This window comes from Aeromicrobium chenweiae, assembly GCF_003065605.1.
Lineage (GTDB): Bacteria > Actinomycetota > Actinomycetes > Propionibacteriales > Nocardioidaceae > Aeromicrobium > Aeromicrobium chenweiae.
In genome coordinates, this window is record NZ_CP026952.1 from 1758950 (window position 1) to 1777846 (window position 18897).

Here is an 18897-nt window from a genome sequence, read left to right on the forward strand (position 1 = left end):
TCTTGACTCAGCGGGTCAGATGGTGATTCTTCAGGGTAGTTGTCGAAGGCGTGGCGTGAGGCGAATCGAGAAGTTCTAGCGCACTGGCCTGAGGGCGCTGCGTGGCAGGAGACGCCGCAAGTCCCCCGTCGGGGGACGCAAGTCTCCCGTCAGCGGACTGAAGGCTCCCGTCAGGGGAGAGTCGTGTGTGAGCGCAAACACCACAACTCTCCCCTCGGCGGACGTAACTCTCCCCTCAGCGGGGGCGTAGACTGGGTGGGTGAGTTTCTACCAGCGGGAATGACGTCGAGCCCAGGCTCCGTCGACCCCAACTCACCCATATCGAAGGTTCTTCATGCTCACCGTCTCCAATGTGGAGCTGCGCTTCGGCGCGCGCGTCCTCATGTCCGATGTCTCCTTCCGTGTCGACAAGGGCGACAAGGTCGGTCTCGTCGGCCGTAACGGCGCCGGCAAGACCACGCTGACCCGGATGCTGTCCGGCGACGGCCAGCCCGCGGCCGGCTCCATCACGTCCACCGGCAAGATCGGCTACCTCCCGCAGGACCCGAAGTCCGGCGACCTGTCCACGACCGCGCGCAACCGCATCCTCGGCGCCCGCGGCCTCGACGAGGCGCTGACCGCGATGCGCAAGGCCGAGCTCGACATGGGCTCGCCCGATCCGGAGATCGCCGAGAAGGCCATGAAGGCCTACACGCGGGCCGAGACGCTGTTCGGCGCCGGCGGCGGCTATGCCGCCGAGTCCGAGGCGGCCACGATCTCGCACGCCCTGGGTCTGCCCGACCGGGTGCTGGAGCAGCCCCTGTCGACCCTGTCCGGCGGTCAGCGCCGCCGCATCGAGCTGGCGCGCATCCTGTTCTCCGACGCGGACACGCTGCTCCTGGACGAGCCCACCAACCACCTGGACGTCGACTCCGTCACGTGGCTGCGCGGCTTCCTGAAGACGTTCTCGGGCGGTGTGGTCATCATCAGCCACGACGTCGACCTGATCGAGGAGACCGTCAACAAGGTCCTGTACCTGGACGCCAACCGCGCGACGATCGACATCTACAACATGGGCTGGAAGTCGTACGTCAAGCAGCGCGAGGCCGACGAGGCCCGCCGCAAGCGCGAGCGTGCCCTCGCGGTCAAGAAGGCCGATGCGCTCACGAGCCAGGCCAACAAGTTCCGCGCCAAGGCGTCCAAGGCGTCCACGGCCCAGCAGATGCTGCGCCGCGCCGAGCAGCTCGTCTCCGGGCTGGAGGGCGAGCGCGTGCAGGACAAGGTCGCGAACATCAAGTTCCCGAAGCCCGCTCCGTGCGGCAAGACGCCGCTCATGGCCGAGGGCCTGTCGAAGTCGTACGGCTCGCTGGAGATCTTCACGGGCGTCGACCTCGCGATCGACAAGGGCAGCCGGGTCGTCATCCTCGGCTTCAACGGCGCCGGCAAGACGACGCTGCTGCGCATGCTGGCCGGGACGCTCGCCAGCGACTCCGGCGAGATCATCCCGGGCCACGGCCTCAAGGTCGGCTACTTCGCCCAGGAGCACGAGACGCTCGACACCTCGCGCACCGTGCTGGAGAACATGCAGGCCACGGCGCCGCAGCTGACCGACACCGAGGCGCGCAGCGTCCTGGGCTCGTTCCTGTTCAGCGGCGACGACACGTCCAAGCCCGCCGGCGTGCTGTCCGGCGGCGAGAAGACGCGCCTGGCGCTCGCGAGCCTCATCGTGTCCAGCGCGAACGTCCTGCTGCTCGACGAGCCCACCAACAACCTGGACCCGGCGTCGCGTGAAGAGGTGCTGCGCGCCATCCGCAACTACGAGGGCGCGATCGTCCTGGTGTCGCACGACGAGGGCGCCGTGCGGGCTCTCGAGCCCGACCGGGTGCTGCTGCTGCCCGATGGCGACGAGGACCTGTGGTCCGAGTCGTACCTCGACCTCGTCACGCTGGCCTGACCGTCACGGTCACCGTCAGCTGACGGGCGTCCGGTCCTTCGCCGCGGCGAAGCCATCGATGCGCGTCGGGTTGCGGCGTTCCTTCGCCTCAGCGCGCGCGAACCAGAAGTAGCCGACGACGGCCAGCAGGGCGAAGAACCACCACTGCAGGGCGTAGAAGAAGTGCGGCCCCTGGCCCAGCTCGGGCTCCGGCTCGGCCTCCAGGTCGCCGGATGCCGGCGGCGTCTGCTTCTGCAGGTTCACGTAGCCGTCGGCGAGGTCGTAGGGGACGAAGTCCGCCATGCCCTTGCTCGACACGGCGCGGACCTGTCCGTCGACCGGTTTGACGGCGCCGGGACCGGCGCCGTTGTTCTGCCGCAGCCAGCCCTCGACCGTCACCTCACCGCTCGGGGGAGCGGGGACGTCCGGGCGCGCGACGTTGTTGTCGGTGCTCATCCATCCGCGGTCGACCAGGACGGCGTCCCCCGAGGGCAGCACGAGAGGAGTGACGACGTCCGCACCGGGTGCGCCGTCGCGGGTCGTGAACTTGACCGTGACCTCGTGCTCGACGTCGTACGTGCCGGTCGCCGTCACACGGGTCCACTCCGTCGTGCCGTCGACCTTCTCGCCCGGTGGCAGGGCCTTCGTCAGCTCGACCGGGTTCTTCTTGAAGTGGGCCGTGATGACGTCGTTGCGGTCGAGACGGTGCTCGAGCTTGTGCATCTGCCAGAGCCCGAGACGGGTGCAGACGGCGGCGAGCAGGACCACGAAGATCGCAAAACCGATCCAGCGCGCGCTCAGCATGAAGCGGTACACACCCCGACGTTAGTTCGTCGCGCCAAAGATCACTCAGCCGGGCTGGGTCCGGGGACCTACGATGGTGTGATGGAGCTGATCGACGGACACGGGCGGGTGGCCACCGATCTGCGCGTGTCCTTGACCGACCGCTGCAACCTGCGATGCCAGTACTGCATGCCCGCCGAGGGACTGGACTGGCTGCCGACCGAGGAGACCCTCACCGACGACGAGCTGGTCCGGCTCATCACGATCGGCGTGGAGGTCCTGGGCATCCGTGACGTCCGTTTCACCGGTGGCGAGCCGCTGCTGCGCCGCAGCCTGCCGGCGATCATCGCCGCGACGAAGGCGCTGCCGTCCAAGCCCCGTACCGCGATGACCTCCAACGGGCTGGGGCTCAAGCACACCGCAGGTGCGCTCGCCGCGGCGGGCCTGGACCGGGTCAACATCAGCCTCGACACGACCGATCCGGCGACCTTCGAGCGGATCACCCGGCGCAACCGCCTGCACGACGTGATCGCCGGTCTCGCCGCGGCCCGCGACGCCGGCCTGACGCCGGTCAAGGTCAACGCCGTGCTGCTGCGCGGCATCAACGACCGTGAGGCGCCCGACCTGCTCCGCTGGTGCATGCAGAACGACTACGAGCTGCGGTTCATCGAGCAGATGCCGCTCGACGCGCAGCACGGCTGGAACCGCGAGGCGATGGTCACGGCGGACGAGACCCTTGCGCTGCTGGGGGAGCACTTCACCCTCACCGGCCTGGACGGACGCGGATCGGCCCCCGCGGAGAAGTTCCTGATCGACGACGGGCCGCACACGGTCGGCATCATCGGGTCGGTGACCCGTCCGTTCTGCGGCGACTGCAACCGCGTGCGCCTGACGGCGGACGGCCAGATCATGAACTGCCTGTTCGCCCGGGAGGAGTCCGACCTGCGGGCTGCGCTGCGCAGCGGCGCGTCGGACCTGGAGATCGCGCAGCGCTGGGCGGCGGCCATGATGACGAAGCTGCCCGGACACGGCATCGACGACCCCACGTTCCTGCAGTCGGACCGACCGATGTCAGCCATCGGCGGCTGACCGCGCCGCTACGCGAGCGGGACGGTCTCGCGGTAGAAGCCGCGGGCGTCCAGGAACGAGCGCAGCGACTGCTCGTGGTCGGCGCACGCCAACCAGATCTTGCGCCGGTCGGGGGTGTGGAGCTTCGGGTTGTTCCAGACGATTTGGTGCTCGGCCTCGGCGGTGCAGCCCTTGGCGGAGCAGACGAGCGGCTCAGCCACGGTCGAGAGGGGTCGAGCGGGGGCCCTCGATCTGCTTGCCCGGCTCGGGGCCGAAGGGCGACGGCCCGTCGCCCTTCTTGCGGACGCCCGCATTCGCGAAGACGACCGCGACGTACGGCAGGAAGAGGGCGCCGGCGAACATGACCCAGCCGAAGGCGGCCCACGGCAGGGGCTGCATCACGAGCGCGACGCCGGCCACGAAGCACACCGTGCGCACGAGCATCGAGATGGCGTACCGCTTCTCGCGACGGACGCGATCGGCGGTCTGCGACTCCGCGGCAGACGTGATCGAGAAGACCTGCTGCTTGCGCGGTTCACGGGGTTCAGGCACCCTTCCACTCTACGTCGGGGACCTCAGGCTGCATGATGGGCACATGACTGATCGCACATACCGCGTCACCGAGATTGTCGGCACCTCCCCGGAGGGCATCACCGAGGCCGTGGACAACGGCATCAAGCGCGCCGGACAGACCCTGCGCCACCTCGACTGGTTCGAGGTCACGGGCATCCGTGGCCAGATCACCGACACCGACGTGTCCCACTACCAGGTGACGATGAAGCTCGGGTTCCGTCTCGAGGACGACGAGTAACCCCTCAGTCCTTCGCGGCGAACGTGCGCAGCAGCGCGGCGGTCGCCGACAGCACCACCACGGCCCCGCCGTACGCGTACGTCGTCGCGGCGAGCCCGATGTGCGGTGCGGCGGTGCCGGCGATCACGGCCGGGATCCCGAACGCCAGGTAGCTGATCACGAACACCGACGCGAACAGCTCGCCTCGCTCGTGCGGGGCTGCGGTCGGCGTGATGGATCGCATGATGCCGAAGAAGGACGCGCCGAACCCCGAGCCGGCCACGACAGCGGCCGCGACGAAGCTCCAGTAGGAGCCGGTGGCGAGGGCGCCCAGCGTCAGCGCCGTCCCCGTGGCGAGTGCCGTCGTGCCGAAGATCGTGACCTGCCGCGACGTGTGGTTCCGCGCCACGAAGCAGGTGAGCGAGCCGACGCCGGTCAGCACCGCCACGACCAGCCCCTGCTCGAGGTGCGTGGACCCGCCGAGCTCCTGGCTCACCAGGGCGGCCCCCAGGGAGAGGTAGAGGCCGCCGGTGGCCCAGCCGGCCAGGAGAGCCGGGGCGCTGCGCAGGAACGGTGCACGGGCCGCCTGCGGGATGCCCATGCGGGGCACGAACGACTGGGCCAGGCCCTCGGTGCGGGGGGACGTCTCGGGCATCAGCCAGACCGCCGCGGCGATGATCACGTACACCGTGGTGAGCCCGCCGAACACGACCGCCAGGGCCGAGGACGTGTGGTCGAGCAGCAGACCGGCTACCAGCGCGCCCGCCGCCAGGCCGCCGAGCGGGCTGACGCTGTTGAGGGTGGCTGCCGAGCCGGGGCGCGAAGCAGGCTCGAGGTCGACCACCGCTGCCGAGAGCGACGACATGAGCAGCCCGGCGGCCACACCCTGCACGACTCGCGCGATGAACAGCACGGTGACGGTGTCGGCGTGCCAGAACGCGACCATGCTCGCCGCCAGCACCACGAACCCCAGCGAGATCACGGGCCGGCGCCCGATGTGGTCCGACAACGACCCGGCGACGAGGAGAGCGATCAGCAGCGCGACGGCGTAGACCGCGAAGATCGCGGTCATGGTGGACGCCGAGAAGCCGAGGTCCTGCTGCAGGACCGGGTAGAACGGGGACGGTGCACTGGCACCGATCATCATCGCGATGACGGCGGAGATGGCCAGCGCGAAGCCGTAGGTGCGAAGAGAGGTGCGCCTGGGTGGGGCGTCGAGGGTCACGGTCATGTCGGCTCGCAAGATAGTTCGAAAATTATGGAACCTAAGTGACTCTACCGGCTCGTCACCACTGTTCAAGTATTATGGAACCATGACGACCGCCACACGGCTACCTCATCCGGCCATCGAGGATGTCTCATTGACAGACGTCCTCTTCGCCCTGAGCGATCCCGCCCGGCTGGAGATCGTCCGGCAGCTCGCCGACGGTCCCTTGGGGATGGCCGAGTGCGGAGCCACCAACCCCGACCTGCCGAAGTCCACCAAGTCGCACCTGATGAAGGTCCTGCGCGAGGCCGGTGTGGTCCGCAACGAGCCGGACGGCCGTCGCCGCGTCGTGTCGCTGCGCCGCGACGAGCTGGACGCCGCGTTCCCCGGGCTGCTCGACTCGGTCCTGGGCGCGCGCAACTAGCTTCCGTCCGCGGCGTCGGCCGCCTCGACCTCCTCGCGGGTGATGCCGAGCAGGTAGATGATCGCGTCCAGGTACGGGACGTTCACCGCGGTCCTCGCCTGCTCCTGCACGAGCGGCTTGGCGTTGAAGGCGATGCCGAGGCCGGAGGCGGCGAGCATGTCCAGGTCGTTGGCGCCGTCGCCGATCGCGACGGTGTTCTTGACCGGGATGCGGGCCGCCGCCGCGAACGTCCGCAGGGCCTCGGCCTTGCCGGCCCGGTCGACGATCCGCCCGACGATGCGTCCGGTCAGCCGACCGTCGATGACCTCCAGCTCGTTGGCGGCGAAGTAGTCGATGTCGAGCTCGGCGGCGATCTTCTCGATGATCTGGGTGAATCCGCCGCTGACGAGCGCGAACCGGTAGCCCAGGCGCTTGAGCGTACGGATCATCGTGCGGGCGCCCGGGGCGTAGGTGAGCGTCTCGTAGACCCGGTCGAGAGCCGACTCCTCCACCCCCTCCAGGAGCGCGACGCGCGCGACCAGCGACTCGGCGAAGTCGAGCTCGCCGCGCATCGCGGACTCGGTGATCCTCGCGACCTCGTCCTCGAAGCCGGCGTGGGCCGCGATCATCTCGATCACCTCGCCCTGGATCAGCGTCGAGTCGACGTCCATGACGACGAGGCGCTGCGCGTGACGCAGGATGCCGTTCTCCTGCACCGCGACGTCGACGCCCTGCTCGTACGCCACGGCGGCGAGGTCCGACTGCAGCTGGTCGGGGTCGGCTCCCGACACCTCCATGCGGATCGCGGTGACGGGATAGCGGGCCATGCGGACGATGCGGTCGATGTTGCCGCCGTCGTCCTTGATGCGCCGGGAGATCGCGGCCATCGCGGCCGGACGCAGGGGAGCGCCCAGGACGACGACCTGCGCGCGGCCGACCCGTCGCGGTCGGTTGTCGCCCGTGCCGTGCTCGACGGTGACCTCGAGGCCGAACGCGGCGCCCACCGCGTCGACCGTCGACGCGAGGGCGTCCATGTCGTCGGGGACGGTCAGCAGGACGCTCAGGATCAGGCGTCCGCGGACGACGAGCTGCTCGACGTCGATCACCTCGACCCCGAAGGACTCGATGTCGGCGAACAGGCGTGTCGTGACGCCGCTCTGGTCGGGGCCCGTGAGGGTGACGAGGACGGTGGGCGCGGTGAAGTGCATCGTGGGCACGGGATCGGTCATCGCACCCGAGGCTATCGCTGACGCCTGCGGGGCTCGCGATAGGTTGACACCACCGCCGCACATGCCGACCAGGAGGTTTCATGCCTGCAGCTTTCGAGCTCACCAACGTGAGTGTGGAGCGCTCGGGCAAGGCGTTGCTGGACGACGTGACCTGGACGGTCGCCGAGGGCGAGCGCTGGGTGGTGCTCGGCCCCAACGGCGCGGGCAAGACCACGCTGCTGCAGGTCATCGGCGCCACGATGCACCCGACGAGGGGCACGGTCCGGATCCTGGGCGAGAAGCTCGGCGAGGTCGTCGTCTCCGAGCTCCGCACGCGCATCGGTCACACCAGCACCAAGGTCGCCGACCGCATCCCGCCTGCGGAGTCCGTCCAGGACGCCGTGCTGTCGGCCGCCCACGCGGTGAGCGGACGCTGGCAGGAGGAGTACGACGAGGAGGATCTCGCCCGCGCTCAGCAGATGATGGGGGAGTGGGGCGTCTCCGCACTGGCCGGCCGGACGTTCGGCACCCTCTCGGAGGGTGAGCGCAAGCGCGTGCTGATCGCCCGCGCCCTGATGACCGATCCCGAGCTGCTGCTGCTCGACGAGCCCGGTGCCGGTCTCGACCTCGGGGCGCGTGAGGACCTGCTGGCCAGCCTCGAGGTGCTGGCGCACGCGGACGACTCACCCGTGCTGGTCATGGTGTCGCACCACGTGGAGGAGATCCCGGTCGGCTTCACGCACGTGCTGCTGATGCGCGACGGCAAGGTCGTCGCCCAGGGCCCGCTCGACACGACCTTGACCGCGGACAACCTCGGCACCACGTTCGGCCAGCGCATCCAGCTGGACCGCGAAGGTGGACGCTTCGCCGCGCGTCGGGCAGCATACGGACGGCGCGCCAACCGCAGTCCTGAGACAGGGGAGACCGCATGATCGACTGGATCCAGGAGCACGCCTGGGCGAGCTGGCTCGGGCTGGCGGTGGTCCTCGCGCTCATCGAGCTCGCGAGCCTCGACCTCGTCCTGCTGATGTTCGCGATGGGTGCGCTGGCCGCCGCCATCACCGCCGGACTGGGCGGCCCGGCCTGGCTCGCGATCGTGCTGTTCGCGGTCGTGTCGGTCCTGCTGCTGTTCGTCGTCCGCCCGCCGGTGGTCGAGAGGCTGCACGCGGGCCCGACCCTGAGGACCGGTCACGAGGCCCTGGTCGGGGCGTCGGGCATCGTCGTCGAGCCGGTCACCCGGCTGGACGGTCGCATCCAGGTGCGCGGCGAGCTGTGGTCGGCCCGCGCGGTCGACGACGTCGTGTACGACACCGGCCGAGAAGTTCTTGTCACCCAGATCGACGGCGCCACCGCCGTCGTCACCTCCAAGGAGATCTGATGTCCGCAGCACTCATCGTGCTCATCCTCATCGCCGTCCTGGCGATCGTGGTCGTCTCCATGACGGTCAAGATCGTGCCCCAGGCGCGATCGGGAATCGTCGAGCGATTCGGCAAGTACCGCACGACCCTGTCCGCCGGCCTGAACATCGTCGTGCCGTTCATCGACAAGGTGCGGTACGTCATCGACCTGCGCGAGCAGGTGGTCTCGTTCCCGCCGCAGCCGGTCATCACCGAGGACAACCTGGTGGTCTCGATCGACACGGTCATCTACTTCCAGGTCACCGACCCGGTCGCCGCGACGTACGAGATCGCCAACTACATCCAGGCGATCGAGCAGCTCACCATGACGACGCTGCGCAACATCACCGGTGGCATGACGCTCGAGCACGCGCTGACCAGCCGCGACCAGATCAACTCGGGCCTGCGCGGCGAGCTGGACTCCGCGACCGGCAAGTGGGGCATCCGCGTCAACCGTGTCGAGCTCAAGGGCATCGATCCGCCGCCGTCGATCATCGACGCGATGGAGCAGCAGATGCGCGCCGAGCGCAACAAGCGTGCCGCGATCCTCACCGCCGAGGGCGAGCGCCAGTCGGCGATCCTCACGGCCGAGGGCGACAAGCAGTCGGCCATCCTGACGGCCGAGGGCCAGCGCCAGGCGCAGATCCTCACCGCCCAGGCCGACCGCCAGGCCCAGATCCTGCGCGCGCAGGGCGAGGCGCAGGCCATCCAGACGGTCTTCCAGGCCATCCACGACGGCAACCCGGACCAGAAGCTGCTGTCGTACCAGTACCTGCAGATGCTGCCGAAGATCGCCGAGGGCGACAACGCCACGACGTGGATCATCCCGGCCGAGCTCACCAAGGCGCTCGGGACGCTCGGCGGCACGGTCGGCAAGATCCCGGTCGACGGCGGGGGCAGCAAGACCCGTATCGACTTCGATGCGCCCATCGAGGACGACGGTGCCGCCGACACGTCGGCGACCAACGAGGCCGTCCAGGAGGCTCTCGACGCCGCCAAGGCCGCCGAGAACCCGGCCACCAGCGCCGCGGACGTGCCGTCCCAGGAGGAGCCCCCGCCGCCGCCTCCCGGGGCTCCGCAGGGCTGAATCTCTCCTCGGGCGAGGCGTCCTGGGGCAATCGCGCGGATACTGGATCAGTGACCGTGTGCAACCAGGACCCTCGCCCGACGGGGAGCCGTCATGACGTCTGAGTCGAACGGCGACCGGTCGACCAACGGGCTGCTGCTCGGGCTGAGCGCCGTCCTGGTCGTCGCCGCCGCGCTGATCGCGGTCTCCGCGCTCACGACCGGGTCGTCGTCCCCGGAGCCGCCGGCGCAGCGGGCGGCCCCGCAGGCGCCGTCACCGACTCCGACGCCGACGCCCACGACCACGATGGCGCCGGTGAAGCCGTCGAACGAGCCGGTGAGGGCCGAACCCGCCCCTGTCCGCACGCGCTCGGGCGTCGCGGACGTCTGGGTCGAGCGGACCTCGGCACGAACCGGGATCGGACCCGTCGCGCTCGAGGCGTACGGCGCCGCGTCGCTGCGCCTCGCCCAGGAGCAGCCGGCGTGCCGGCTCGGGTGGACGACCCTGGCGGGCATCGGCAGGGTGGAGTCAGGCCACGGCACCAGCCACGGCTCACGCCTGCGGACCGACGGCACGACCTCGCGCCGGATCCTCGGCCCAGCGCTCGACGGCACCGCGGGGACCGCGCGCATCCCGTCCGACGAGGACTCCGCGCGCCAGCACGGTGACGAGCAGTGGGACCGCGCGATGGGCCCCATGCAGTTCATCCCCTCCACGTGGGCCACGTGGCGCTCGGACGGCAACGGGGACGGCGCGGCGGACCCGCACAACGTGTACGACGCCGCGTACGCGGCCGGCCGGTACCTCTGTTCGTCAGGTGCGGACCTGACGACCGGCACCGGCTGGACGCGGGCGGTGTTCTCCTACAACCACTCCGAGGCGTACGTCCTCAGCGTCCTGGCCGGGGCGAACCGCTACGCCGGCAGCTGACCCGCCCCCGCCCCGATTTGCGGGTTCCTGCACCGTTTCTCGCGGTGAAAAGCGTGCAGGAGCCCGCAAATCTGGTCAGTGGGCGTAGGTGCCGTGGATGATGGCCCGGCCGAGGGTCTTGAACGCGAGGTTGAAGCCGACCACTGCCGGCGACACCGATGCGTCCACGCCGAGCGTCTCCTCGCCCACCGCGTGGACCACGAAGAAGTACCGGTGCACCTGGTCGCCCTCCGGCGGGGCCGCACCGGTGAACGCCAGCCCGCCGCCGTCGTTGCGCACGTGGAACGCACCGCCCGGCAGGGTGTCGTCCGAGGCGCCCGCACCCACGGCCAGCTCGGTCACGTCGGCCGGGATGTCGACCGCGACCCAGTGCCAGAAGCCGGACACCGTCGGGGCGTCGGGGTCGAAGCACGTGACGACGTACGACTTCGTGCCCTCGGGGGCGCCGCTCCACGACAGCCGCGGCGACGTGTCACCGCCGGAGGCGACCTGGTCGTCCTTCAGAGGCTTGCCGTCCGAGACGTCGTCGCTCGTCACGGTGAACGAGGCGACGGCGGGCAGCAGCGGGTACGGATCGGGTGTGACGGGGCGTTCGAGACTCATGGTCGCTAGGCTAACGCGGTGGCTGCGATCGTACGACTGGACGACCTCGACGATCCTCGACTCCGGGACTACGTCGACCTGCGCGACGTCCAGCTGCGTCTACGGCTCGAGTCCGAGCGCGGTCTGTTCCTCGCCGAGGGCGAGAAGGTCGTGCGGCGCGCGGTCGAGTCCGGCCACCGGCCGCGCTCCTTCCTCATGTCGCCGCGCTGGCTCGACGGGCTCGCCGACATCCTGGACGCCTCCGATGCGCCGTGCTTCGTGCTGGACGACGCCGCGATCGAGAGGCTGACGGGGTTCCACGTCCACCGCGGTGCGCTCGCCGCCCTCGAGCGTCCTGACCTGCCCACGCCCGAGCAGGTGCTCGCCGACGCCCGCCGGGTCGTGGTGATCGAGGACCTCGCCGACCACACCAACGTCGGGGCCATCTTCCGCAGCGTCGCGGCCCTGGGCTTCGACGCCGTGCTGCTGTCGCCGCGGTGCGCCGACCCGCTGTACCGCCGCGCGATCAAGGTGTCCATGGGATCGGTGTTCTGGTTGCCGTACGCCCGCGTCGAGGACTGGTACGGCGCGCCCGACCTGCTGCGTGCCGCGGGCTACACGACGTACGCCATGACGCTCGCGGACGACAGCGTGCCGATCGACCAGGTCGATCACGACGTGGAGCGGCTCGCGGTGGTCGTCGGGTCGGAGGGCCACGGGCTGACCGCGCGCTGGGAGCAGGGCGCGGACCACCGCATCACGATCCCCATGGCCGCGGACATCGACTCGCTGAACGTGGCGTCGTCGGTCGCGGTGGCGTGCTGGGAGCTGCGCGCCCGGAGCTAGGCGTCGAGCGCGCGGCTGATCAGCATGAGGGCCGCCGCGACCACGTCGGCCACGTAGGCGCCGGCCTCCTCCGAGGTGGGCGTGTAGAACGTCGGGTGCGCACAGTCGTGGCGGCGCTGGAGCAGGATTCCCAGGTCGTCGACCTCGGCGAGATCCACCAGCTTGAGCTGCGACAGCATCTCCAGCAGCAGCTCCCCGCTGGTGTGCATCGAGAGGTCCTCGACCGTCGTGCCCTTCCACGAGGGACGGACCGCGCGGACCGCGCCGAAGTCGTCCGCCGCGAGGATCGTCAGCGCGGTGGCGGCGAAGGCGTTCCAGACCGAGACGTGCGCGGGACGCTGCAGGTCGTGGCTCACGCACTCGAGGGCCTCGGCGTGGGCGGCGGTGAGGCGGCGCATCGCGGTCAGTCGCTCGCGGGGAGTGAGCCGGATGGTGCCGGACGGCTGCTGCTGGGCGGGGACCAGGACGGTCACGGTGAAGTCGGCGAGCTCGCACAGCACGAGGAAGCACTCGGCCGTGCGGGCGATGTGGTGCTCGGAGTACTCGGTGTGACGGCGGATGACCCGGGCCAGCGCCTCGGCCGGTTGGTCGTAGGCGTCGCTGAAGCGCTCGAACAGCGGAGCGTACGCCGAGCGCACCGCGGTCGCGAGGACCACGGCGGACTGGTCGAGGCGCCGGTAGCGGCTCCAGATGATCGTGGGACGACCGGCGCCGTCGATGAAGCCGAGGGTGCGCAGGAGCCCGACCATGTGGATGCCCTCGCCCTCCGGAAGGCCGTTGGCCTCGAGGAACAGGCCGGTGACCTTGCGCGGAACGGTGGCGGAGCGGATCGTGCGGAGCACGATCGGGATCGAGGTGGGGACCGTCGTGTGAGGCATCCCTGCCATCGATCCTCCTTGCCTAACGTCCGACCTCAAACCTACCCGTCAGCACCCACGGACCCGGGAGCCCGGGGTGAGACGGCGAGCACGTGGAACCTGATCAGCGCTCGATGACGTCGTCGTCGACCAGGACCGTGACGGGCCAGTCGCCCGGGTAGTTCTCGGCGAGCTCCTGGTGCTGCTTGTAGAGCTTCTTGCGGGCCCGCTCGGGCACTCGGTCGCCGAAGACGGTGCCGAACAGGTGGTCGGTCTCGTGCTGCAGGCAGCGGGCCAGCAGGCCGGTGCCGTGGAACTCGACGGGCTCGCCGTTCTCGTCCTGGCCCGTGACGTGCGCGACGTCGGGACGCGCGCAGCCGGTGAAGGCGCCGGGGAGCGACAGACAGCCCTCGTCCTCCTCCTCCAGGTGGCGCTCCTTGCCCTCGGGCAGCGTCAGGACCGGGTTGCAGACAACGCCGGTGACGGTGTTGTTGTCGTCGTCGGGGCAGTCGAAGACGAACACCTTCAGGTCGACGCCGACCTGGTTGGCCGCGAGGCCCACGCCCCTGGCGGCGTACATCGTGGCGACCATGTCGGCCACCAGCGTGCGCAGCTCGTCGTCGAAGACCGTCACGTCGGCGAGCTCTCGGTGCATGACCGGCGTCCCCCACCGGGTGATGGGCAGGACGGAGCCTCCCTCGGGGAGGGGACGGGACTGGGACGCGAGGCTGGACACGGGGTGGGACTCCTTGGGTTCGGTGGCCCAAGGTTATCCAGCCGACGAGTGTGCCCCGGGTGCTGGCCCCCGGGTGCGCGGTGGAATACCATGGGCGTCCCGGACGTAACTCAGAGTTACACCCGGACGTGGCGGGCACCCCCGTTCCGGACGACCACACCTCGAGGAGTTCCTGTGGCCACCCACCGAGATCCCATGGGCATCGGACTGGCGGTGCTCAACCGCATCGCCAGCTCGTCGACCGTCGACAGGCTCCGACTGCGCAAGACCGCCGAGCGGGCGGTGTACGAGGGAGCCAGGAGCGGCTTCCGCGTCGCGGGGGCGACCAGTCGTGCCTTCCGGCGGGTCCAGGCCAGCGGCGCGCCGACCCGCCCCGCCCGGACGCCGGACAGCGGCGTGTTCGACCTGGAGCCGACCGAGGACCAGCAGATGATCGTCGGCGTCGTCCGCGAGTTCGCGGCCGAGGTGCTGCGTCCCGGGGCTCCTGCGGCGGAGGACGTCAACGACACCCCGAAGGAGGTCCTGGCGCAGACCAGCGAGTTCGGCCTGACCCTCCTCAACGTCCCCGAGAGCCTCGGCGGCCTGTCGGAGGACCGCTCCGCCGTGACCGGCGTCCTGGTGGCCGAGGCTCTGGCCGAGGGCGACATGGGCCAGGCCGTGGCGTGCCTCGCGCCCGCCGCGGTCGCCACCGCGATCTCGCTGTGGGGCTCGGACGCGCAGCAGCAGACGTATCTCCCGGCGCTCACCGGTGACGACATCCCGGCCGCCGCCCTGGCCGTCGCCGAGCCGCGCCCCCTGTTCGACCCGTTCGAGCTGCAGACGACGGCTGTGCGCACCGCGAGCGGCTACGTCCTGAACGGGGTGAAGTCCGGGGTGGTGCGTGGCAGCGAGGCCGAGCTGTTCGTGGTCGCCGCGGACATCGAGGGGCAGGGGCCGCGGCTCCTGGTCGTCGAGTCCGGCACCGAGGGCGTGGCCATCGAGGCCGATCCCAGCATGGGCCTGCGCGCTGCCGGTCTCAGCCGGCTGGTGCTGACCGATGTCGAGCTGCCCGCCGACGCGATCCTGGGCCAGGGCACGGAGGACGACTACCGCGAGTGCATCCGCCTGTCCCGCCTCGCGTGGGCCGGCCTGGCGCTCGGCACCGGCAAGGCTGTCCTGGACTACGTCAAGGACTACGTGAAAACCCGCTCGGCGTTCGGCGAGCCCATCGCCCACCGGCAGGCCGTCGCGTTCATGGTCGCCAACATCGCGATCGAGCTGGAGGGCATGCGCCTCGTGACCCTCAAGGCGGCCTCGCGGGCCGAGCAGGGCCTCGACTTCTCCCGCGAGGTCGCCCTCGCGCGGCGGCTCGCGGGGGAGTACGGCATGAAGATCGGCACCGACGGCGTCCAGCTGCTCGGGGGCCACGGCTTCGTCAAGGAGCACCCGGTGGAGCGGTGGTATCGCGACCTGCGAGCCGTCGGCCTGATGGAAGGAGCAGTCCTCGTCTGAGGGCGGACACAGACATGATCAACCTCGAGACACCCCGCAAGTTCCGTCCGTTCGTCAAGCAGGCGCACCAGGTCGCGGACGAGTTCCTCCGCGCCAACTCCCGCAAGTACGACCTCGCCGAGCACGCGTACCCCAAGGAGCTCGACCTGCTGGCGTCCCTCGTGGACGGCATGGGCGACTCCGGCCAGGGGCAGGGCGCCGGCGCGGCCGGGGTCCGCCGCGGGGAGGACGAGTCCGACGGCAAGAAGAGCAAGGTCAAGAACGGCACGAACATGTCGTCGGTGCTCTCGGTCATCGAGATGTGCTGGGCTGACGTCGGCCTGCTGCTGTCGATGCCCCGTCAGGGCCTCGGCAACTCGGCCATCGCGTCGGTCGCCAACGACGAGCAGCTCGAGCGGTTCAAGGGCACCTGGGCCGCGATGGCGATCACCGAGCCCGGCACGGGGTCCGACTCGGCGAACATCACCACGACCGCGGTCAAGGACGGCGACGCGTACGTCCTCAACGGCGAGAAGATCTACGTCACGTCCGGCGAGCGCGCGGACTCCGTCGTCGTGTGGGCCACGCTCGACCGGAGCCTGGGCCGGGCGGCCATCAAGTCCTTCCTCGTGCCCAAGAGCCTGCCGGGCATCCGCGTCGAGCGGCTCGAGCACAAGCTCGGCATCCGGTCGTCCGACACGGCAGTCATCGTCCTGGACAACTGCCGGGTGCCGGCCGAGAACCTGCTGGGCAACCCCGAGATCGACACCAAGCAGGGGTTCGCCGGCGCGATGGCGACCTTCGACAACACCCGGCCGCTGGTCGCCGGGATGGCCGTCGGCTGCGCGCGGGCGGCGCTCGAGGACACCCGGGAGCTGCTCGAGAACGCGGGTGTCGTCATCGACTACGACCGGCCGGCCCAGTCGCAGTCGTACGCGGCGGCGACCTTCATCGCGATGGAGGCCGACTGGGAGGCCGCGCTGCTGCTGACCCTGCAGGCGGCCTGGATGGCGGACAACCGCAAGCCGAACTCGATGCAGGCGTCGATGGCCAAGGCGAAGGCCGGGCGGATCGGCAACGAGATCACCCTGCGCTGCGTCGAGCTGGCCGGGACCTACGGCTACAGCGAGCGCGAGCTCATCGAGAAGTGGTCCCGCGACTCCAAGATCCTCGACATCTTCGAGGGCACCCAGCAGATCCAGCAGCTCATCGTGGCCCGTCGCCTGCTGAACCTGACGTCGTCCGAGCTGCGCTGATGCGTTCGCGCGACACGCCGTCACCGCTGCGCTCCCGCCTGGCCGGGGGCGCAGCGGTGTTGCCTATGCTTCACCCATGACGAGCGAACTCCCGGCCGGCCTGGACGTCGACTTCGAGCTGACGCGGTTCGTGCGCCGCGTGCGTGCGCGCAGCCTTCGATCGCTCGGGGAGATCCACCCCCGGCTCGACTACGGCAGCTTCACGTTCCTGCTCCTGATCTGCGACGCCCCCGACGGCATCCGCGGCTCGGAGATCGCCGAGGAGCTCGGGGTGCACAAGTCGACCGCGAGCCGGGCCATCGCCTCGATGGAGAAGCTCGGGCTCATCACCCGCATCCCGGACCCCGACGACGGCCGGGCCCACCTGCTCGTGGCCCGGCCGGAGACGGAGGCCCGGGTGGCCGAGTACCGCCGCAACAGCCACGAGCGCCTCCTCGCGCTGCTGGACGACTGGACGCCTGAGGAGGTCGCGGTGTTCGCCCGGAGCCTGACCCGGCTCAACGACCGGGCCGAGACCGAGTTTTGAGGATCTTCCACCTCGCGACGGCTGCGTCCTGGGCGGACGCACTGGCCCGCGGCACGTACACGGTCTCGACCCTGGGGCTGGACCTGGACGACGTGGGGTTCATCCACTGCTCGCAGGGCACGCAGGTCGCCGGCGTCCACGACCGCTTCTACCGGGAGGTCACCGAGCCGCTGGTGCTCCTGGAGATCGACACCGAGCTGCTGACGTCCCCCTGGCAGCTCGACGACGTGCCGGGGCAGCCCGAGCCCTTCCCGCACGTCTACGGCCCGCTGAACGCCGATGCGGTGGTCTCGGCGGAGCCGTTCACAGGGTCAGCATCGACTTGATGGCCGTGCGCTCGTCCATCGCTCGGTAGCCCTCGGCGACCTTGTCGAGCGGCAGCGTCAGGTCGAAGACGTCGCCGGGCCGCACGGCGCCCGACAGGACGTCCGGCAGCAGGCCCTCGATGTACCCGCGGACCGGTGCCACGCCGCCGGCGATGCCGATGTTGCGCCCGAACATCGAGGGCAGGTTCACCTCGGCGTCGTGCGGGATGCCGACGTAGCCGATCCGCCCTCCGGGACGTGCGCTGCGCATGGCCTGCTCCATGCTCTCCTTGGTGCCCACGCACTCGAGCACGTGGTCCGCACCGATCCCGTCGAACAGCTCCCTGACCAGGCCCGCGCCCGCCTTGCCCCGCTCGGCGACGACGTGGTCGGCACCGAACTGGCGGGCCAGCTGCTGACGGTCCTCGTGACGGCTCATCGCGACGACGGACGCCGCGCCGAGGCGCTTGGCGGCCAGCACGGCGCTGAGACCCACCGCGCCGTCGCCCACCACGACGACGTTGCTGCCGGCGGTGACGCCCGCGGCCACTGCGGCGTGGTGGCCGGTGGGGAAGACGTCCGTCAGCGTGAGCAGGTGCGCGACCATGGCCTGGTCGGGCTGCTCGGGCGTGGTCACGAGCGTCCCGTCGGCCTGGGGGACGCGGACGAGCTCGCCCTGGCCGCCGTCGTTGTCCTGCCCGTGACGGTCCGGACGTCCCCAGATGCCGCCGTTGGGGCACGAGGTGTGGACGCCGTGGCGGCACAGCAGGCAGGTGTTGTCGGCGTACATGAACGGGGCGATGACGAAGTCACCCGGCGCGACGGCCGAGACGTCCGCGCCGACGGACTCCACGATGCCGACGAACTCGTGCCCGATGCGGACGGGGTGCGGATCCGGGTGGACACCGCGGTAGGACCACAGGTCGGAGCCGCAGACGCAGGCAGCGACGACGCGGACGATCGCGTCGGTGTCGTGCAGGAGCTGGGGGTCGGCGACGTCGTCGAGGCGGATGTCACGGGGGGCATGGAGGACGGTGGCACGCATGGCCGCATTCTGGCAGTGGGGCCATGTGGAAGGATCAGGAGCATGACTGACAAGCCTGAAATCGACTTCATCGAGGGCCCCGCGCCCACCGAGCTCCAGATCAAGGACATCATCGTGGGCGACGGCCCCGAGGCCGTTCCCGGCGGCGTCGTCGACGTCCACTACGTCGGCGTCGAGTTCGACACCGGCGAGCAGTTCGACTCCTCGTGGGACCGTGGCCAGTCCGCGCGGTTCCCGCTGCCGCAGCTGATCAAGGCGTGGCAGGAGGGCATCCCCGGCATGAAGGTCGGCGGACGCCGTCAGCTGGTCTGCCCGCCCGAGCTCGCGTACGGCCCCGCCGGAGGCGGCCACCGCCTCTCGGGCAAGACGCTCGTCTTCGTGATCGACCTCCTGGGCGTCTGACCCCGTCGTCGGTTTCCCACGGGACCGTGGGGATTGTGCACTTACCTCGGGTTACAACACGAGGTGAGTGACCAATTCCCACGGGACCGTGGGAATCCGACACCCCTG

General features: G+C 70.3%; 23 protein-coding genes. 14 read left to right on the forward strand and 9 right to left on the reverse strand.

Going from position 1 to position 18897, the window contains the following annotated elements; genetic code table 11:
• The first annotated feature begins 334 nt into the window (after positions 1–334).
• Positions 335–1933 carry an ABC-F family ATP-binding cassette domain-containing protein gene (locus tag C3E78_RS08415; protein ID WP_108577866.1) on the forward strand — a complete coding sequence of 533 codons (1599 nt, stop codon included), beginning with the start codon at positions 335–337 and terminating at the stop codon, positions 1931–1933.
• 15 nt (positions 1934–1948) lie between these two features.
• On the opposite strand, the gene C3E78_RS08420 is transcribed toward C3E78_RS08415, so the two are convergent.
• Positions 1949–2728: an SURF1 family cytochrome oxidase biogenesis protein gene (locus tag C3E78_RS08420; RefSeq protein WP_108577867.1), complete on the reverse strand. Its 780-nt coding sequence runs from the start codon at positions 2726–2728 to the stop codon at positions 1949–1951.
• A 69-nt stretch (positions 2729–2797) separates the two neighbouring features.
• On the opposite strand from C3E78_RS08420, the gene moaA reads away from it, so the two are divergent.
• A complete protein-coding gene (gene moaA / locus C3E78_RS08425) occupies positions 2798–3784 on the forward strand; it encodes a GTP 3',8-cyclase MoaA (RefSeq protein WP_108577868.1) in 987 nt (328 codons plus the stop codon).
• A gap of 8 nt (positions 3785–3792) precedes the next feature.
• Here the strand turns inward: moaA and C3E78_RS08430 are convergent, their stop codons facing one another.
• On the reverse strand, positions 3793–3984 hold the full coding sequence (locus tag C3E78_RS08430; RefSeq protein WP_108577869.1) for an acetone carboxylase: 192 nt from the start codon (positions 3982–3984) through the stop codon (positions 3793–3795).
• Positions 3977–4315: a DUF3099 domain-containing protein gene (locus tag C3E78_RS08435; protein ID WP_108577870.1), complete on the reverse strand. Its 339-nt coding sequence runs from the start codon at positions 4313–4315 to the stop codon at positions 3977–3979. Before C3E78_RS08435 ends, C3E78_RS08430 begins: the two co-directional genes overlap by 8 nt.
• Before the next feature lie 43 nt (positions 4316–4358).
• Between C3E78_RS08435 and C3E78_RS08440 the strand changes: the two genes are divergently transcribed.
• Entirely contained in the window at positions 4359–4574 is a 216-nt protein-coding gene (locus tag C3E78_RS08440; RefSeq protein ID WP_108577871.1) for a dodecin, read from the forward strand.
• Between the two features lie 4 nt (positions 4575–4578).
• Here C3E78_RS08440 and C3E78_RS08445 read toward each other — a convergent pair whose 3' ends face one another.
• On the reverse strand, positions 4579–5784 hold the full coding sequence (locus tag C3E78_RS08445) for an MFS transporter (RefSeq protein WP_108577872.1): 1206 nt from the start codon (positions 5782–5784) through the stop codon (positions 4579–4581).
• Positions 5785–5914: 130 nt separating this feature from the next.
• Here C3E78_RS08445 and C3E78_RS08450 point away from each other — a divergent pair, with 130 nt between their 5' ends.
• Entirely contained in the window at positions 5915–6184 is a 270-nt protein-coding gene (locus tag C3E78_RS08450) for an ArsR/SmtB family transcription factor (RefSeq protein WP_235833779.1), read from the forward strand.
• Here C3E78_RS08450 and serB read toward each other — a convergent pair.
• A complete protein-coding gene (gene serB, locus C3E78_RS08455) occupies positions 6181–7392 on the reverse strand; it encodes a phosphoserine phosphatase SerB (protein WP_108577874.1) in 1212 nt (403 codons plus the stop codon). The genes C3E78_RS08450 and serB overlap by 4 nt on opposite strands.
• A gap of 80 nt (positions 7393–7472) precedes the next feature.
• On the opposite strand from serB, the gene C3E78_RS08460 reads away from it, so the two are divergent.
• The 4 genes from C3E78_RS08460 to C3E78_RS08475 all read left to right on the forward strand — a co-directional run bounded on the left by C3E78_RS08460 (position 7473) and on the right by C3E78_RS08475 (position 10764).
• On the forward strand, positions 7473–8303 hold the full coding sequence (locus C3E78_RS08460; RefSeq protein WP_108577875.1) for an ABC transporter ATP-binding protein: 831 nt from the start codon (positions 7473–7475) through the stop codon (positions 8301–8303).
• Positions 8300–8749, forward strand: a complete 450-nt coding sequence (locus C3E78_RS08465) for an NfeD family protein (RefSeq protein WP_108577876.1) — start codon at positions 8300–8302, stop codon at positions 8747–8749. Before C3E78_RS08460 ends, C3E78_RS08465 begins: the two co-directional genes overlap by 4 nt.
• Positions 8749–9855, forward strand: a complete 1107-nt coding sequence (locus tag C3E78_RS08470) for an SPFH domain-containing protein (protein WP_108577877.1) — start codon at positions 8749–8751, stop codon at positions 9853–9855. Before C3E78_RS08465 ends, C3E78_RS08470 begins: the two co-directional genes overlap by 1 nt.
• A gap of 93 nt (positions 9856–9948) precedes the next feature.
• Positions 9949–10764 carry a lytic transglycosylase domain-containing protein gene (locus C3E78_RS08475; RefSeq protein WP_108577878.1) on the forward strand — a complete coding sequence of 272 codons (816 nt, stop codon included), beginning with the start codon at positions 9949–9951 and terminating at the stop codon, positions 10762–10764.
• Positions 10765–10839: 75 nt separating this feature from the next.
• On the opposite strand, the gene C3E78_RS08480 is transcribed toward C3E78_RS08475, so the two are convergent.
• A complete protein-coding gene (locus C3E78_RS08480) occupies positions 10840–11367 on the reverse strand; it encodes a YbhB/YbcL family Raf kinase inhibitor-like protein (protein WP_108577879.1) in 528 nt (175 codons plus the stop codon).
• Positions 11368–11385: 18 nt separating this feature from the next.
• Here C3E78_RS08480 and C3E78_RS08485 point away from each other — a divergent pair, with 18 nt between their 5' ends.
• On the forward strand, positions 11386–12192 hold the full coding sequence (locus C3E78_RS08485) for a TrmH family RNA methyltransferase (RefSeq protein WP_108577880.1): 807 nt from the start codon (positions 11386–11388) through the stop codon (positions 12190–12192).
• On the opposite strand, the gene C3E78_RS08490 is transcribed toward C3E78_RS08485, so the two are convergent.
• Both C3E78_RS08490 and def read right to left on the reverse strand, forming a co-directional pair.
• Positions 12189–13079: a DUF5343 domain-containing protein gene (locus tag C3E78_RS08490; RefSeq protein ID WP_108577881.1), complete on the reverse strand. Its 891-nt coding sequence runs from the start codon at positions 13077–13079 to the stop codon at positions 12189–12191. The two genes, C3E78_RS08485 and C3E78_RS08490, sit on opposite strands and share 4 nt — an antisense overlap.
• Positions 13080–13173: 94 nt before the next feature.
• Positions 13174–13785, reverse strand: coding sequence for a peptide deformylase (gene def / locus C3E78_RS08495; RefSeq protein WP_108577882.1), 612 nt, complete (start codon positions 13783–13785; stop codon positions 13174–13176).
• A gap of 174 nt (positions 13786–13959) precedes the next feature.
• Here def and C3E78_RS08500 point away from each other — a divergent pair, with 174 nt between their 5' ends.
• The 4 genes from C3E78_RS08500 to C3E78_RS08515 all read left to right on the forward strand — a co-directional run bounded on the left by C3E78_RS08500 (position 13960) and on the right by C3E78_RS08515 (position 17363).
• Complete coding sequence (locus C3E78_RS08500) at positions 13960–15276, forward strand: acyl-CoA dehydrogenase family protein (protein WP_235833778.1); 1317 nt, start codon at positions 13960–13962, stop codon at positions 15274–15276.
• Between the two features lie 14 nt (positions 15277–15290).
• The gene (locus C3E78_RS08505; protein WP_108577884.1) at positions 15291–16511 is read left to right on the forward strand and encodes an acyl-CoA dehydrogenase family protein; all 1221 of its coding nucleotides are present in this window, start codon (positions 15291–15293) and stop codon (positions 16509–16511) included.
• Positions 16512–16587: 76 nt separating this feature from the next.
• Entirely contained in the window at positions 16588–17037 is a 450-nt protein-coding gene (locus C3E78_RS08510) for a MarR family winged helix-turn-helix transcriptional regulator (protein ID WP_108577885.1), read from the forward strand.
• The gene (locus C3E78_RS08515; RefSeq protein ID WP_108577886.1) at positions 17034–17363 is read left to right on the forward strand and encodes a DUF952 domain-containing protein; all 330 of its coding nucleotides are present in this window, start codon (positions 17034–17036) and stop codon (positions 17361–17363) included. Before C3E78_RS08510 ends, C3E78_RS08515 begins: the two co-directional genes overlap by 4 nt.
• Here the strand turns inward: C3E78_RS08515 and C3E78_RS08520 are convergent.
• Positions 17341–18387, reverse strand: a complete 1047-nt coding sequence (locus C3E78_RS08520; protein ID WP_108577887.1) for a zinc-binding dehydrogenase — start codon at positions 18385–18387, stop codon at positions 17341–17343. The two genes, C3E78_RS08515 and C3E78_RS08520, sit on opposite strands and share 23 nt — an antisense overlap.
• A gap of 42 nt (positions 18388–18429) precedes the next feature.
• On the opposite strand from C3E78_RS08520, the gene C3E78_RS08525 reads away from it, so the two are divergent.
• The gene (locus C3E78_RS08525) at positions 18430–18789 is read left to right on the forward strand and encodes an FKBP-type peptidyl-prolyl cis-trans isomerase (protein ID WP_108577888.1); all 360 of its coding nucleotides are present in this window, start codon (positions 18430–18432) and stop codon (positions 18787–18789) included.
• Positions 18790–18897 lie beyond the last annotated feature (108 nt).